Annotated in this window: 13 protein-coding genes; 6 read left to right on the top strand and 7 right to left on the bottom strand. The window is 72.4% G+C overall.

The features are described from left to right. Positions 1–15 precede the first annotated feature (15 nt). A complete protein-coding gene (locus ABZT93_RS22340) occupies positions 16–1,662 on the bottom strand; it encodes a DNA repair helicase XPB (protein WP_356106948.1) in 1,647 nt (548 codons plus the stop codon). A gap of 159 nt (positions 1,663–1,821) precedes the next feature. On the opposite strand from ABZT93_RS22340, the gene ABZT93_RS22335 reads away from it, so the two are divergent. After that, positions 1,822–2,367, top strand: coding sequence for a hypothetical protein (locus ABZT93_RS22335; RefSeq protein WP_356106945.1), 546 nt, complete (start codon positions 1,822–1,824; stop codon positions 2,365–2,367). A gap of 28 nt (positions 2,368–2,395) precedes the next feature. On the opposite strand, the gene ABZT93_RS22330 is transcribed toward ABZT93_RS22335, so the two are convergent. Beyond that, complete coding sequence (locus tag ABZT93_RS22330) at positions 2,396–4,969, bottom strand: helicase C-terminal domain-containing protein (RefSeq protein WP_356106942.1); 2,574 nt, start codon at positions 4,967–4,969, stop codon at positions 2,396–2,398. Between the two features lie 156 nt (positions 4,970–5,125). Here ABZT93_RS22330 and ABZT93_RS22325 point away from each other — a divergent pair, with 156 nt between their 5' ends. After that, on the top strand, positions 5,126–6,199 hold the full coding sequence (locus ABZT93_RS22325) for a hypothetical protein (RefSeq protein WP_356106939.1): 1,074 nt from the start codon (positions 5,126–5,128) through the stop codon (positions 6,197–6,199). A 66-nt stretch (positions 6,200–6,265) separates the two neighbouring features. Then, positions 6,266–6,889 (top strand): haloacid dehalogenase-like hydrolase, encoded by a 624-nt coding sequence (locus ABZT93_RS22320; RefSeq protein WP_356106937.1) that lies wholly within the window; start codon positions 6,266–6,268, stop codon positions 6,887–6,889. Here the strand turns inward: ABZT93_RS22320 and ABZT93_RS22315 are convergent. Continuing rightward, complete coding sequence (locus tag ABZT93_RS22315; RefSeq protein ID WP_356106934.1) at positions 6,877–7,134, bottom strand: hypothetical protein; 258 nt, start codon at positions 7,132–7,134, stop codon at positions 6,877–6,879. The genes ABZT93_RS22320 and ABZT93_RS22315 overlap by 13 nt on opposite strands. Positions 7,135–7,297: 163 nt before the next feature. Here ABZT93_RS22315 and ABZT93_RS22310 point away from each other — a divergent pair, with 163 nt between their 5' ends. Together ABZT93_RS22310 and ABZT93_RS22305 are read left to right on the top strand one after the other, a co-directional pair. Continuing rightward, positions 7,298–7,681: a cold-shock protein gene (locus ABZT93_RS22310; protein ID WP_356106931.1), complete on the top strand. Its 384-nt coding sequence runs from the start codon at positions 7,298–7,300 to the stop codon at positions 7,679–7,681. Next, a complete protein-coding gene (locus ABZT93_RS22305; RefSeq protein ID WP_356106928.1) occupies positions 7,681–8,136 on the top strand; it encodes a hypothetical protein in 456 nt (151 codons plus the stop codon). Before ABZT93_RS22310 ends, ABZT93_RS22305 begins: the two co-directional genes overlap by 1 nt. Here ABZT93_RS22305 and ABZT93_RS22300 read toward each other — a convergent pair. The 4 genes from ABZT93_RS22300 to ABZT93_RS22285 all read right to left on the bottom strand — a co-directional run bounded on the left by ABZT93_RS22300 (position 8,129) and on the right by ABZT93_RS22285 (position 11,566). Then, entirely contained in the window at positions 8,129–8,977 is an 849-nt protein-coding gene (locus ABZT93_RS22300) for a 1,4-dihydroxy-6-naphthoate synthase (RefSeq protein ID WP_356106925.1), read from the bottom strand. The genes ABZT93_RS22305 and ABZT93_RS22300 overlap by 8 nt on opposite strands. Beyond that, positions 8,967–9,632 (bottom strand): futalosine hydrolase, encoded by a 666-nt coding sequence (locus ABZT93_RS22295; RefSeq protein WP_356107018.1) that lies wholly within the window; start codon positions 9,630–9,632, stop codon positions 8,967–8,969. The genes ABZT93_RS22300 and ABZT93_RS22295 overlap by 11 nt, the downstream gene beginning before the upstream one ends. Before the next feature lie 14 nt (positions 9,633–9,646). After that, complete coding sequence (locus ABZT93_RS22290; protein ID WP_356106922.1) at positions 9,647–10,150, bottom strand: hypothetical protein; 504 nt, start codon at positions 10,148–10,150, stop codon at positions 9,647–9,649. Positions 10,151–10,222: 72 nt separating this feature from the next. Further along, a complete protein-coding gene (locus ABZT93_RS22285) occupies positions 10,223–11,566 on the bottom strand; it encodes an MFS transporter (protein WP_356107016.1) in 1,344 nt (447 codons plus the stop codon). 382 nt (positions 11,567–11,948) lie between these two features. Between ABZT93_RS22285 and ABZT93_RS22280 the strand changes: the two genes are divergently transcribed. Further along, positions 11,949–12,875 carry a DUF3027 domain-containing protein gene (locus ABZT93_RS22280; RefSeq protein WP_356106919.1) on the top strand — a complete coding sequence of 309 codons (927 nt, stop codon included), beginning with the start codon at positions 11,949–11,951 and terminating at the stop codon, positions 12,873–12,875. The last annotated feature ends 158 nt before the right edge of the window (positions 12,876–13,033 follow it).

Genomic DNA, 13,033 nt, shown 5'->3' with positions numbered 1-13,033 from the left:
GCGGGTGGCGCCGGCTCAGGCCCCGTCCGCCAGCAGCTCGTCCGCGTCCACGATCCGGTAGGCGTACCCCTGTTCCGCCAGGAAGCGCTGGCGGTGCGCGGCGAAGTCCTGGTCGATGGTGTCCCGGGCGACCACGGAGTAGAAGTGGGCCTGGTGGCCGTCCGCCTTCGGGCGCAGGACCCGCCCGAGTCGCTGAGCCTCCTCCTGACGGGAGCCGAAGGTCCCCGACACCTGGATGGCGACCGTCGCCTCCGGCAGGTCGATGGAGAAGTTCGCCACCTTCGACACCACCAGCACGCTGATCTCACCCTCCCGGAAGGCGTCGAAGAGCTTCTCCCGCTGGGCGTTGGAGGTCTCGCCCTTGATGACGGGGGCGTTCAGATGCTCGCCGAGTTCATCGAGCTGGTCGATGTACTGGCCGATCACCAGGATCTGCTGCCCCGCGAATCGCTTGACGAGCGCCTCCGTGACCTTCCGCTTGGTCGCGGTCGTGGCGCAGAAGCGGTACTTCTCCTCCTGCTCGGCCGTGGCGTAGGCGAGCCGCTCGGAGTCGGTCAGGTTCACCCGCACCTCGACACAGTCGGCCGGCGCGATGTAGCCCTGCGCCTCGATCTCCTTCCACGGCGCGTCGAACCGCTTGGGCCCGATCAGCGAGAAGACGTCCGACTCCCGCCCGTCCTCCCGCACCAGGGTCGCGGTCAGCCCGAGCCTGCGCCGGGCCTGGAGATCGGCGGTGAACTTGAAGACGGGCGCCGGAAGCAGGTGCACCTCGTCGTAGACGATCAGCCCCCAGTCCCGGGAGTCGAAGAGCTCCAGGTGCGGGTAGACGCCCTTCCGCCGGGTCGTCAGCACCTGGTAGGTGGCGATGGTGACGGGCCGGATCTCCTTCCGCGTCCCGCTGTACTCGCCGATCTCCTCCTCGGTCAGCGAGGTCCGCTTCACCAGCTCGTGCTTCCACTGCCGGGCCGAGACCGTGTTGGTGACGAGGATCAGCGTGGTCGACTTGGCCTGCGCCATGGACCCGGCGCCGACCAGGGTCTTCCCCGCCCCGCAGGGCAGCACCACGACCCCGCTGCCGCCGTGCCAGAAGTTCTCCACGGCCTGCTTCTGGTAGGGCCTGAGCGCCCACCCGTCCTCGGCCAGCTCGATCGGGTGCGCCTCGCCGTCGACGTACCCGGCGAGGTCCTCGGCGGGCCAGCCCAGCTTCAGCAGCGTCTGCTTGATCTGCCCGCGCTCGGAGGGGTGCACGGCCACGGTGTCCGGGTCGAGCCGCGCCCCGACCAGCGGGATGATCCGCTTCGACCGCAGGATCTCCTCCAGCACCGGCCGGTCGGTGGTGGTGAGCACGAGCCCGTGGGCGGGGTGCTTGCTGAGCGTGAGCCGCCCGTACCGGTCCATCGTCTCGGCGACGTCGACGAGCAGGGCGTGCGGCACCGGATACCGGCTGTACTGCACCAGCGCGTCGACCACCTGCTCGGCGTCGTGCCCCGCGGCACGCGCGTTCCACAGCCCCAGCGGTGTCACCCGGTAGGTGTGGATGTGCTCCGGCGCCCGCTCCAGCTCGGCGAACGGCGCGATGGCCCGACGGCACTCGTCGGCCAGCTCGTGGTCGACCTCGAGCAGCAGAGTCTTGTCGGACTGGACGATGAGAGGACCGTTCACGTACATGCATCCTTCCGCACGGGCCAAACGTCCAGTGTGCCTCAATCAGGGACGATCAAGGGAGGGCGAGGGCGGTCGGGGAAGACCGAAGCGGTCTCCCGGGCAACCCCGGCCCCCGCTCGGGTGTCTTGACTGGCGGGAGCGGGCCGGGGAGGACACATGGGTATGTCTGCGGGCAGCTGGGCGGTCGGCGGGGGCGCGGTCGTGGTGCTGGTGGCGACCGGTGCCTGGGCGGTACGGCCGGTGGGCGCCGACACCCAGCTGTGGAACCGGGTGCGGCCGGTCATCGAGGCACGGCTCGTGGACCAGTCGCGCGGCGCCGGGTACGGGGAGAGCGAGCCCGGGCTCCAGACGCGGTGGTTCTGCCGGGCCGAGGAGGTGGACCTCGACGAGCGGGACGGGCTCGTGCGGGCCGGTGTCAGCACGTTGTGCGTCGAGTACGGGGTGCGCGCCGGACACCTGGTGGAGTGCTCGGGCGCCGAGGTACCGCAGGTGCTGCGGCTGCGGCGGGAGGCCGACGGCGACTACGTGGTCGTCTCGCAGGAGGAGCCGCCCGACGGCGCCGGCAACGCGCAGTGGCTGACGTCCCACTTCGGACACGCCACCACCGCCGCGTTCGGCGACGCCGTGCCGTCGGCCACCCTGGAGTCCGCCGCCCGCATCCACTTCGGCCTGCCCGCGGACTCCCCGGTCACGGAGTGCTGACGCGGGACCCGGGCCTGTCCCGAAGGACCTACTCCTCCGCCAGCTCCGCCACCCCGGTCACCCGGTGCAGCGGATACGTGCGGACCTCGTCCGCCGTGTGGTCGTACGCCGTCACGAAGCCGCCCTCGACGCGCACGGGGGCGATGACGCGCTGGCTCGCGGCCCCCTCGGCGTTGACGTAGCCGATCCACAGGGCCTCGCCGGTGAGGACGGCGGCCTGCATGGTGGCGAGGGTCTCGGCGGAGCTGGTGCGGGGGAGTTCACCGCCGGCGGGCAGGGACCGGTCGGTCTGTCTGCGGGGGGTCGTCGAGGCCAGGTCGCCGGCCCGGATGGCCCGGATCGCCGCCGACAGGAGGGTCGCGTCGGGGATCGGCGGGCCGTCCGGGACGGGTTCGGGGGCCGTGCGCGGCGGGGTGCGGTGGGCGTGGGCGCGGGTGATCAGCACATCGCCCTCCGCGGACTCGGCGGCCGGGGCGAAGCCCATCGCGCGCAGGCCCTCCAGCAGCGACGCCGGGTCGGCCTGCGCGGCCAGCACGGTGGGGGCCAGACGGCGCAGCCGCAGGCCCGCGGCGCGCTTGTCGGCGAGGATCTCGTTGAGCACGGCGTCGTCGTCGCAGCGGACGTACGCGGAGGCCGCGCCCACCCGCAGATGACCGTGTCTGCGCGCCACGTCGTCGATCAGATAGGTCAGCGGCTGCGGCACCGGGGTGCGCGCGTGCGCGGCGAGGAAGGCGTGCAGGTCGGAGGCGGACTGGCCGGCGTCCAGGGCACGGCGTACCGAGCCGGGGGTGAAGCGGTAGACCGTCGCCCCGCCCTTCGACTCCACGTCGGCCAGCACGTCCAGCACCTCGGCCAGCGACCGCCGCAGGGGACCGGGGGCCACCGCCGTCAGGTCGGCCTGGAGCAGGACGTGGTCGAGCGGCTCGGGCAGGAGCGGCGCGAGCAGCCGGGCGGCCGCGGCGGACGCGGTGGCCTGCTCGGCCGGGGAGAGGGGCTCCGTGACGGTGGGGCCCTGGTGCACGGGAAGGACGGTGGAGCCTTGGTGCACGGGACCGACGGTGGAGCGGTGGTGCACGGGAAGCTTGTCGCCGGGGCCCTCCGGCACCCTGTCCGGAGTCTTCGGCACGGTCGCGCCCAGCAACGCCCGCCCGTGCCCCGACAGCGCCCCCCGCCCCGTCACTCCCAGCAGCTCCGCCTCCGTCAAGGTCCACTCGGCGAGCCGGGACCGCAGATCGTCCTCGCGCTGCGGCCCCCGCAGCGGACGCTCCCAGCGCAGCCGCGCCAGCACCGACTCCCTCGACGGCGACGCCCCCTCGGGCAGCCCCGCGAGCAGCGTCAGCACCCGGCGCCGTACCTCCGGCGCCGCGCTGCGGTCGAGTCCCGGGCCCAGCGTCGACAGCGTGCGGTCCTTCGCGTCCCGGCCGCCCACCAGCCCTGACACCCGCGTCGCCGTCAGCCACGCCTCCGCCAGGTGGGCCCAGCGCCGCGCCGGGGGCTGCTCCAGCCACTCGTCGTGGGCCGGGGTCGCCGCGTACCGCTCGTCGGCCTCGCCGTCGGAGGCCAGCAGGCCCGCCGCGTACGCCAGCTCGACCCAGAACGCGGCGACCGGTTCGGCCACGTCCAGGGCGACGGCGGTGCGCTTGAGGTCGCGCACGCTCAGGCCGCCCGCCCGCAGCACGGCGGGCCCGCCCTCGTCCCAGTCCTTCAGCAGCTCCTCGACGGTCGCGAGCGCGGTGTACGCCTGCCCGGCCGCCGTCGCGTCCACCACCTGCGGACGGTGCGTCGCCGCGGGTGACACGGTCGGCGGCAGCGGCTCCACCTCCCGGTGCGCGCGGCCGCCGCGCAGATGCAGGGCCACCTCCCGGGGGAGTACGACCGTCCCGGGCGCCGTCGGCACCAGCAGCCCCAGATCCAGCAGCCGGCGCAGATGGGCCGCAGGCTCGGCGGTGACCTGGCCGTACGGCGGACCCCACACCAGCCGCGAGAGCACCTCCCGCGACTCCTCCGGGAGCCCGGCGAGCAGCGCCGACATCCGCCCGCGGTCGGTGAACAGGGCCGTCAGCGACGCCACCGCGGACACCGAGTCGTGGGTCGAGCCGAGCCCCGCCGCCGTGACGATGTCCTGGATGCGGCCCGGCGACATCCCCGACGTGGCCTCGTGCACGGTCGGCCCGAGCCCGGTCGGCGACGGATGCTGCGGTGCGGGCGCGAGCAGCTCACGGGCCGTGCGCACCAGCCGCAGCCGGTCGTCGTCGCCCCACACCAGGGCCTGCTCCCGCAACGTGCCCAGGGCACGCGGGAGCGCCGCCGAGACGGCCGGGTCGCCGCCGTCGCCGGTCAGCAGCGCGAGCAGTTCGCCGTTGGACGCGGGGTCCGCCGCCACCGCCAGCGCCTCCGCCGTCTGGAGCGCGAAACGGTCCAGCCGCTCCAGCGCCCGCACCACCGACGCCCGCGTCCCGGCCCGGGTCGCGAGCTGGGTGAGATCGGTCGGCACCGGGGTGATGAGGTCGGGGCGGGCACGCAGAAGCGCGGCCAGGGAGACGTCGTCCCTGGCCCGGAGCGCTTCCGCGAGGGAGCGCGGCGGTACGGCCGGGTTGCTCATCCGACCAACGTTAGCGGGTGGGGGGCCGGGGCAGGGGTGACGTACCCCGCGCCCGCGGAACCGTCCCCGTCGGCGCCGGGGCCCGTCCGATCGGCGGCGGCCTGCGCTAACGTCGTCCCACGGGGTATCCAACGCACCCGCCCCGGAGGGGACTTCGTGGGTATCGAGAGCGATCAGGTCGTCTACGAGTATCTGAGCCGCGTCGGCGATGTCGCGCAGCAGCGGCAGTTGCCGTCGTCGACCCGAATGCGGCTCGTCTCGGAACTGCGCAACGAGATCGACCGGCGGCGTGCCAAGGTCACCGTGGACTCGCCCGCCGCCGTCCGCCGCATCATCGCCAAGCTGGGCAGCCCCGACGAGGTGGTCACCGCCGCCGGCGGCACGGCGGGCAGCGCCCCGCAGGCGCCGGTCGTCGCCATGCCCGTACAGCGGGACCGGGAGACGGAGGAGACCGAGCGGCCCAAGGGGCTGCGCAAGGTCGTCCCCCGGCCGCGCCCCGGCACCCCGCAGCAGCCCGCCCCGGCCGCCGACCGCGACACCTCCCACGGACCCCACCAGGCAGGCCTGGACGAACTCGGCGACACCGCGATGCAGCCCGACTGGTGGCGGGTCGACAGCAGCCCCTTCGGCGTCGGCGACAGTGTCCCGGGGTTCGTGGGCGGAGTGGAGATCCCGGAACTTCTGAAGCCACCGCCGCCCAAGGAGGAGAAAAAGCCCGAGCCCGCGCCCGCCGTGGAGCCGACGGCGCCCGTGCCGGTGGTGAGGGCCCGGACGGCCTGGTGGAAACCGAGGACGGTCGCCAAGGCCGCGGAACCCGCTGTCGAGGCCGTCCCGGCCCGCCGACGCCGCTTCTTCCGGGCCGGGGGCTCCCGCGCCGACGGCTCCCGCGCCGGAGGTTGGAGCAATCCCCTCCTCCTGCTCGCCGCCGCCCTTCTCGTCGCCGGTGCCGTGCTCGGCAACCTGCTCGTCCTCGTCGTCGGCTGGCTCATCGCGTGGGCCTCGCGCCGGCTGACCGACGCCGAGACCAAATGGGCCGTCGTGTTCCTGCCGAGCCTCTCGCTCACCGCCGGGGTCGTCTGGCTCTGGGGGAGGAACGAGGGCCGCTGGGGCGAGCCGATCGCCCAGGGACACCTGAACGACGCGGTCGCCGAGACCTGGCCATGGGTCGTGCGGGGAGCGGCCGTGGCGTCGGCGCTGTTCCTGGTGTGGCGCTCGCAGCGGCGGCGTTAGGTCATGGGAATCCGGTCACGGGAAATCGTTGTCCGACGGGCGTACCGCTTGGGCACAATGGCTCATATGGCCTCTACAAGCACCTCCGCGCCGACCGTCGGCTTCGACCTCGACATGACGCTCATCGACTCCCGACCCGGCATCCACGCCTGCTGGGTGGAACTGTCCGAGCGGACCGGGACGTACGTCGACGCCGACCTGGTGGTCACGCGGCTCGGGCCGCCGCTGGCGGAGGAGATGGCGTACTGGTTCCCGGCGGACCGGGTCCCGGCGATGTCGGATCTCTACCGCGAGCTCTACCCGTCGTACGCCATCAGCGGCAGCCTGGCGATGCCCGGCGCCCGTGAGGCCATAGCCGCCGTACAGGCCGCCGGCGGACGGGCGATCGTCGTGACGGCGAAGTGGGAGCCCAACGCCAGGCTGCACATGAAGCACCTGGGCCTGGAGCCCGACGCGGTGATCGGCAACCTGTGGGCCGAGCAGAAGGCGGACGCGCTGCGCGAGCACGGCGCGAGCGTGTACGTCGGCGACCACATCGGTGACGTCCGCGGGGCGCGCAGGGCCGAGGCACTGTCGGTCGCGGTGGCCACCGGGCCGTGCAGCGCGGCGGAACTGACCGAGGCCGGTGCGGACGTGGTGCTCACCGACCTGACGGAGTTCGAGGAGTGGTTTTCGGACTACGACGGCTGACGTCCGGCCCGCGCCTGACGCCTTCCCGCCGCGATCGATTGCAGTACGCCGGCACCGGCCACCACGAAGCCGACGGCCATGAGCATGCTCAATCCGAACATGTATGTCGGAAAAGGTGTCGTTCCGATCAGGAACGGGGCCACGGTGACCAGAGTGGCCACCGCACCGACGAAGAACACGATGGCTCCGACACGGATCAGCCGGTCACCGGGAGCCGCGGAATTCGTTTGGGTTTTGTCACGCACCGGACCAGGGTAGTTCCCTGCGCGAAGGAACAACCGGGCGACGTCTTGTCACCGGCCTGAAGACCATTAGCCTTGGTACCGGCGGGTCCCGACGACCCGCCCCAGTGCTATCAAGAGCCGTTCCAGAAGCAGTTTTCCGACGAGTACGAGGACGAGGACAGACATGCCCACCGGCAAGGTCAAATGGTTCAACGGCGAGAAGGGCTTCGGCTTTCTCTCCCGCGACGACGGCGGTGACGTCTTCGTCCATTCCTCGGTCCTCCCCGCCGGAGTCGAGACGCTGAAGCCCGGGCAGCGGGTGGAGTTCGGAGTGGTCGCCGGGCAGCGGGGTGACCAGGCCCTCTCGGTGGCCATCCTGGACCCGACCCCCTCGGTCGCGGCGGCGACGCGCAAGAAGCCGGACGAACTGGCCTCCATCGTGCAGGATCTGACGACCCTCCTGGAGAACATCACGCCGATGCTGGAGCGCGGCCGTTATCCCGACAAGGCCGCCGGCGGGAAGATCGCCGGCCTCCTGCGAGCGGTGGCCGACCAACTCGACGTGTAATGAGCGACATACGGACCGAGGAGCCGTCCCCGCAGCTGCTGGAGCAGATCCGGCGGCAGCGGCGCCACACCCTGGAACTGCTGACCGTCTGCGCCATAGGTCTGGTCCCGTGGACGGTCCTGCTGGCCTTCACGCTGCCCAGCGGGTACACGGTCCGTCAGTGGCGCACCACGTGGGTCGGCTTCGACGTGCTGCTTCTCCTCGCGATGGCCGCCACGGCCCTGCTCGGCTGGCGACGCCACCGGGGGGTCGTGGTGGCGGCCGTGTCGACGGGTGCCCTGCTGGTCTGCGACGCGTGGTTCGACGTGTCGCTGGCCCTGGGCACCCCCGACGTCTGGTGGTCGGTGGCATTGGCGGTGTGCGTGGAACTCCCGCTGGCGGGCTTCCTGATCCACCGGGTCCTGGGAATGTTGAAACTGGCCCAATGGCCGATCGTCCCGAAGCGCGTCAGATAAAAGACAACGCGTCGGGCTGCAAAGCCGGTACAAGACCTTCGGCGGCCGCCCGGGTCAACAGCCCTCGAATCGCCGCATATCCGTCTTCCCCGAGGTCCGCGGTGAACTCGTTGACGTACAAACCAATGTGCTGATCGGCGACGGCGGGATCCATCTCCTGCGCGTGTTCCATGACATAAGGCCGGGAAACTTCGGGCTCGTCCCAAGCGGCCCGCACGGACGTACGGATGGACTCGGCGAGCGACGACAACCGCTCCGCCCCCAGCGACCGCTTCGCGATGATCGCCCCCAGCGGAATCGGCAGCCCGGTTGTCGACTCCCAGTGCTCGCCCATGTCCGCGAGCTTGTGCAGACCGTAGTTCTGGTACGTGAACCGCGCCTCGTGGATCACGAGCCCGGCGTCGACCTTCCCGTCCCGCACCGCCGGCATGATCTCGTGGAACGGCAGCACGACGATCTCCCCGACCCCGCCCGCGAGGACGTCCGCCGCCCACAGCCGGAACAGCAGATACGCCGTCGACCGCTCGGACGGCACGGCGACGGTACGGCCGGTCAGGTCCACGCCGGCCTCCCGCGTCAGCACCAGCGGCCCGCACCCGCGCCCCAGCGCACCCCCGCACGGCAGCAGCGCGTACTCGTCGAGGACGTACGGCAGCACGGCGTACGACACCTTCAGCACATCGAACTCACCGCGCTCGGCCATCCCGTTGGTGACGTCGATGTCGGCGAAGGTCACGTCCAGCGCGGGTGCCCCGGGTACCCGGCCGTGGGCGAGGGCGTCGAAGACGAACGTGTCGTTCGGGCAGGGGGAGTACGCGATCTGCAGTGGCTCAGTCGTCATGGTCTTTCCAACTCTCCAGTACGGGCGTCAGCTTCCCGAACCCCTCCGTCAGGGCCGCGAGCGCGTCGCCGATGCGCCAGGCGGCCCGGTCGCGAGGACCGACCGGGTTGGACACGGCGCGGATCTCCAGCACGGGCACCCCGTGCGCCCCGGCCGCCTCGGCGACCCCGAAGCCCTCCATGGCCTCGGCCAGGGCGGTGGGGTGGCGGTCTCGCAGGGCGGTCGCGCGGGCGGCCGTGCCGGTCACCGTGGAGACGGTGAGCACGGCCCCGGCGCGCGCCCCGGTCGCGGTCACCACGACCCGTACGAGTGTCTCGGGCGGACGGTGGGTGACGGTCCCGAACCCCAGCTCGGTGACGGGCACGAACCCGTCGGCGGTCTCCGCGCCGAGGTCGGCCGCGGTGATCTCGTCGGCGACGACGAGGGAGCCGACCGGCGCGTGCGGCAGGAAGCCGCCCGCGATGCCCGCGGAGACCACGAGGCCGTAGGGAGCGCCCTCCAGGGCGGCCCGGGTGAGCGCGGTGGCGGTGCGGGCGGCGGCGAGGGCGGGTCCGACGCCCACGGCGAGGACGTCGAGGGCGGGTGCCGGGCCCGCGAACGCGCGGACCACCGCGTCCCGTTCTACGGGGACGGCGGTGGCCACGAGGATGCGCATCGGGATACGGCGGATCAGTAGTCGGAGTTCTCCAGCTTGAAGTTCCACACGCCCTTGTACGCCTTGCTCTCGCCGGAGGACTGCTTGTCCTGCTCGACGATGCTGATGTACAGCGTCTTCTGCGGGGCCTGGCCCTGCTGCTGGGCGAAGAGGTCGACGCCGTCGAAGGCGTAGTACGACTTCTTGTACGCGTACGTCATCTGCTGGCCGTTGATCCACAGGGCCCAGCCGGTGTCCGCGATCTTCTGGTCGACGCCGACGCGCAGGGTCTCGCTCTGCTTGACCTTGATCGTCTTGACGTCCGACTTCTCCAGGGCGCACTTGGTGGCCTTCGCCTTGCCGAGGTCGTTGCCGTCGTCGTAGCAGACGGCCTCGGAGCTCACCGAGGTCGATCCGACCGTGACGGTGACGCGCGGCGTCGGCTTGTCGCAGGCCGACAGGACGAGCAGTCCGGCGGAAACGAGGCCGGCGGCGGCGACGGCGCGGCGGCGTCGCACAGCGGATTGCAGCGTGGTCATGGCCGAAGGCTATCGGGCCTGCCCTACGGTCCCTTTATGCGGGGTACGGCGTGCCGTGCGTCGGGGGCCTGGTTAGGCCACTCGCGCCTTGGGCGCGCTGCCGTGCCGTGCCGAGCTGAGCAGCCCTCTCGCGGTGGCCAGCCAGCCCGCGGCCACGACCGCGGCGGCCACGGACAGGCCCAGGTAGCCGTTGAGCGGCATCACGATGCCGACGGCGCCGCCGAACACCCAGGAGACCTGGAGCAGGGTCTCGGAGCGGGCGAACGCCGAGGTGCGGACCAGTTCGGGCACATCCCGCTGGATCAGCGCGTCCAGGGACAGCTTGGACAGGGCCTGCGAGAAACCGGCGACCGCCGTCAGACACGCCACCAGGAACGCCCCGAAGAAGATCGCCGCGGTGATCGCCGCGCCCAGCACGATGGCCACCACCGTCAGGATGATGATCTCCGGCGCTCTCGACCTGAGCCAGGCGCCGACCGCCGTGCCGAGCGCGTTGCCCACGCCCGCCGACACGGCCACCAGGCCCAGGGAGACCGCCGCGCTCTCGCCGGTCAGCGGGTGCTCGCGCAGCAGGAAGGCGAGGAAGAAGGTGAGGAAGCCGGAGAGCCAGCGCAGGGCCGCGTTCGCGCCGAGGGCGTGGGTGACGGCGGTGCCGACCGTGCGCAGTCCGGGGCGCTTGACCGGTTTGAGGTGCGGTCCGTGCAGATGTTCCTCGTCGGCCGCGAGCAGGGCCACGTCCTCGCCCTTGGCCGAGTCGACCTTCGGCGGCAGGGAGAAGGACAGGAACGTACCGGCGATGAAGATCACGAAGGCGCCGTAGAGCGGCCAGCGCGGTCCGACGGCCTGGAGTCCCGCGCCGATGGGGGCCGCGATGCCGGTGGCGAGGAGGCCGCCGAGGGTGACGCGGGAGTTGGCCTTGACGAGGGAGAAGCGGGGTGGGAGCAACCGGGGCACCACCGCGCTTCTGACGACGCCGTACGCCTTGGAGGCGACCAGTACGCCGAGGGCCGCGGGATACAGCTCCAGGCTGCCCGTGGCGACCGCCCCGGCGATGATCAGCGCGAGCATGGCGCGGGCGAGCATGGCACCCGCCATGGCGGCGCGGCGGCCGTGCGGGAGGCGGTCCAGGAGCGGGCCGATCACGGGCGCGAGGACGGTGAAGGGCGCCATGGTGATCGCGAGGTACAGGGCGACGCGTCCACGGGCCTCGTCGGTCGGTACCGAGAAGAACACCGTCGAGGCGAGGGCGACGGTGATCATCACGTCCCCCGCGCCGTTGACGGCGTGCAGTTCGATCAGCTTGCCGAGGCCGGACTCGCCCGCTCCGTGCGCATGGGTCGCCTTGCGGATGCCGCGGGCCGTACCGGTGAAGGGGGAGTGCAGGGCACGGCCGACAGCGCGCACGGACCCCGTCATCCGGCCCGTACCGCCACCGATCCCGGTGGCTCCCTGGTGTGTCCTCGAGGCTGCCACCCCGTCATAGTGCCCCGAGAAGGCTGTGAGTAGTGCGGTTACCGCGCGTATGAACGCATATGAAGTGTCGCCGCGGGCCCACTGGAGGCAACGAACCATCACGTCGGTGTAGGCCGAGCGGCAGCGAACAGGTAGCGTGCGTAGCGCGCCGTGGCGAACGTTCTCGGCCGCGCGCCTCTCTGACATCCCGCAGAATGGATGGGAGTAGGTGCGCCCGAGCGCGATCGGGCGCGGACGTCGACGCGGTCCTCCGGTCCGCTCCGTCCGCACCCACCGCCTTCAGGCCGGCGCACCCGAGTGACGGCGTAGGAGAGAAGCGATACCTGTGAGCGCAGCGACAACGCGAAGCCGCACCCCCGACCGCCTGTGCGCCGAGGCCGTCGACCTCGCCCGTGCCGCCGCCGAGGAGGCCGCCGCGCCCGGTGTGGTGGGCGAGCACTCGGGCCTGGTCTCCGAGGGAGACCGTGTCGTGACGCACTTCTTCGAGTGCAAGGAGCTCGGCTACCGGGGCTGGCGCTGGGCCGTGACGGTGGCGCGCGCCTCCCGCGCGAAGCTGGTGACGCTGGACGAGGTCGTCCTGCTGCCCGGCCCGGACGCGCTGCTGGCGCCGGAGTGGGTGCCGTGGAGCGAACGCCTGCGCCCCGGCGACATGGGCCCCGGCGATCTGCTCCCCACCGACGCCGAGGACCTGCGCCTGGAGCCCGGCTACACCGGCGAGGACGAGCCGCTGCCGAGCGCGCCCGTCTCCGAGGAGATGGCCGAGCTGGTCGAGGCGGAGGACGCGGAGCTCACGGCGGGCACCCCGTCGAACCTGCCCGTGGCCCCGACCCGTGGGTCGATCGCCGCGGTCGCCGAGGAACTGGGCATGCGCCGGGCCCGGGTCCTGTCCCGCTACGGCCTCCATGTCGCCGCCGACCGCTGGGAGGAGTCCTTCGGCGCGAAGACGCCGATGGCCCAGGCGGCCCCGGCGCCCTGTGTCAGCTGCGGATTCCTGGTGCCGCTGGGCGGCTCGCTGGGACAGGCCTTCGGCCTGTGTGCGAACGAGTTCGCCCCCGCGGACGGCCGCGTGGTCTCACTGTCCTACGGCTGCGGGGGCCACTCGGAAGCGGCCGTCATGCCCAAGCCCCCGCAGCCGGCGGAGCCGGTGATCGACGAGACCCGAGTGGACCCGTTCCCGCTGCGCCCGGCACCGGACTCGGGCTCGGTGCCGGTGCTGGCGGACGAGGACACGGCGGAGCTGGGGCACTCGTAGGTCGGCGACGGCTTCGGGGCCGGCAACTGCCGAGGGTCGATGGGCTCTTCGCGAACCGGCGGGTCAGGTGGCAGGAGATCGTCTGATGGCGATGGCGGAATGCCCGCAGGGTGGCCTGGGCCGGTTTTCTGCCGTACCCCTCAAGGAGCCGCTCCTGC

Source organism: Streptomyces sp. NPDC005303 (assembly GCF_040607335.1).
Lineage (GTDB): Bacteria > Actinomycetota > Actinomycetes > Streptomycetales > Streptomycetaceae > Streptomyces.
The sequence above is the reverse complement of the archived record's forward strand: the minus strand, read 5'-3'. Positions and strand labels throughout refer to the sequence as shown.

What these genes read in the sequence shown, in the direction of transcription:
- ABZT93_RS22335 (WP_356106945.1), top strand. Translation starts at nt 1,822, where the DNA reads ATGGGTATGTCTGCGGGCAGCTGGGCGGTCGGCGGGGGCGCGGTCGTG.
- ABZT93_RS22330 (WP_356106942.1), bottom strand. Translation starts at nt 4,969, where the DNA reads ATGAGCAACCCGGCCGTACCGCCGCGCTCCCTCGCGGAAGCGCTCCGG.
- ABZT93_RS22320 (WP_356106937.1), top strand. Translation starts at nt 6,266, where the DNA reads ATGGCCTCTACAAGCACCTCCGCGCCGACCGTCGGCTTCGACCTCGAC.
- ABZT93_RS22310 (WP_356106931.1), top strand. Translation starts at nt 7,298, where the DNA reads ATGCCCACCGGCAAGGTCAAATGGTTCAACGGCGAGAAGGGCTTCGGC.
- ABZT93_RS22305 (WP_356106928.1), top strand. Translation starts at nt 7,681, where the DNA reads ATGAGCGACATACGGACCGAGGAGCCGTCCCCGCAGCTGCTGGAGCAG.
- ABZT93_RS22300 (WP_356106925.1), bottom strand. Translation starts at nt 8,977, where the DNA reads ATGACGACTGAGCCACTGCAGATCGCGTACTCCCCCTGCCCGAACGAC.
- ABZT93_RS22295 (WP_356107018.1), bottom strand. Translation starts at nt 9,632, where the DNA reads ATGCGCATCCTCGTGGCCACCGCCGTCCCCGTAGAACGGGACGCGGTG.
- ABZT93_RS22290 (WP_356106922.1), bottom strand. Translation starts at nt 10,150, where the DNA reads ATGACCACGCTGCAATCCGCTGTGCGACGCCGCCGCGCCGTCGCCGCC.
- ABZT93_RS22285 (WP_356107016.1), bottom strand. Translation starts at nt 11,566, where the DNA reads ATGACGGGGTCCGTGCGCGCTGTCGGCCGTGCCCTGCACTCCCCCTTC.